The sequence below is a fragment of the Paenibacillus kribbensis genome, from assembly GCF_001705305.1.
Classification (GTDB): Bacteria; Bacillota; Bacilli; order Paenibacillales; family Paenibacillaceae; genus Paenibacillus; species Paenibacillus kribbensis_B.
On sequence record NZ_MCBP01000043.1, the window covers coordinates 1 to 1,557 of the forward strand.

The 1,557-nt window shown below is 43.4% G+C and carries 1 protein-coding gene; it reads right to left on the reverse strand.

Annotated elements, in window-relative coordinates:
* Nucleotides 1-118 precede the first annotated feature (118 nt).
* Nucleotides 119-1,315 carry an IS110 family transposase gene (locus BAZ21_RS27435; protein ID WP_068505946.1) on the reverse strand — a complete coding sequence of 399 codons (1,197 nt, stop codon included), beginning with the start codon at nucleotides 1,313-1,315 and terminating at the stop codon, nucleotides 119-121.
* Nucleotides 1,316-1,557: the final 242 nt, after the last annotated feature.

Genomic DNA, 1,557 nt, shown 5'->3' on the forward strand with positions numbered 1-1,557 from the left:
AAAAAGAAAACCAGCTAATACTTTGTCAAGATAAGATTGTGGAAATCAAAGAATTTGGTATACTGTTTTTATAGCATACCAAATAAACTTCCTAATTGGAAGTTTATAGTATATTTAATTAAAGAGCGTAGGGTTCCCTTTTTCTTAATATGGAGTAGATGTGATGGAGTAACTTGTTGGCGCAAGCAATCACGGCTACTTTATGGGGTTTACCCTCGCTTTTTTTCTTGTCGTAATACGGTTTTATACGAGAATTAAGATCTTTTCTGAGCCCGCAGGTTACCGCTAAATAAACAGCACGCCTTAGCCTCTTTGAGCCTCGTTTCGTGATTCGATTCTCACTGGCAACGAACTGGCCCGAGCTGAACACACTGGGATCTATGCCAGCAAAGGCAACAACCTGTTTCGGGTGGTTAAACTGCGAAATATCCCCTAATTCAGCCGCAATCACCGCAGCCAGCTTTGTACCTATCCCAGGGATAGATTCTAATAAAAGAACGTCTGGAACCGTGGCCGAAGTCGCCTCAATGAGTTTCTCCAATTCGGTCATTTGTTCCTGAAACACTCGAATACATCCGATCATACTTTGTAAGGCTCGTTCCAAACCGTAAGGAATCTTTCTTACGGGATTTTGTAAAATGGCCGTTTGAAGACGCTGTACTTTTTCGGTTATCCAAGTTTCAGCTGGAGTTCTCACCGCTGATTTCCGTAAAAGCGAGGCCCACTGTTCGAATGTGTAATCGGAAAAGGAATCCGAAAGAGATGCTTCTAACAGGTTCAAGGAGACTTTGGAATAAACATCCTTAAACACGGTGGGGTAGGTTGGAAATACCTGATCTAACAGAGCCCCCATATTAAGCTTAGCTTGGACATAGAGTCCCGTGATGAACTCAAGTTGTCGTGTTAGGTATTGTAGATCCATCCGATCCTCCTCGTGTCTACGCTGTGTAGTCCAGTCTGATTGTTGATAATAAAGCTGGCCCAAATGCCAAGCATCCGCAGCATCGGTTTTTACTTTACGTAAACCCGTTTGTTTAGCACGATGGCTCTGCAAGGGGTTAACCAGAATCACTTCATATCCTTGATCTTTTAAATAAAGAACAAGTATCCGGTGATAGTGGCCTGTAGGTTCTAAAATGATCTTGGGTTTCTGGTTCGTTTCTCTTTGCAACTGCTTCAGCAATGCATGAAGCTGCTCAAATCCATGGGGAGTATGCCTAATCTGTTTACTTTTACCGAAAGGCTTATTGCGTTGAAGAAAAGCTTGAACCACAGATGCTCCTTTAGCAACATCCACGCCCACAACAGGATTCATATTCCATCCCCTCTCTCCATATTTGCCGGTATGTCCACCAGGGTTCCAACGCTATAACTTCGCATGTGATCCGGGGTCCAAAGCCCCAACCAGCTCAAACATAGTCGTTGGCGAAAGTGGAAGAACAGTTTTCAACTGCGGGGTTTACCCCCATAGACCGCCACGTTCTTCCGGCTTTCCCCATCTTAAAACAGCAAAATAAAAAGACCAACCAGAAATTCTGGTTAGTCTTATAATACGAA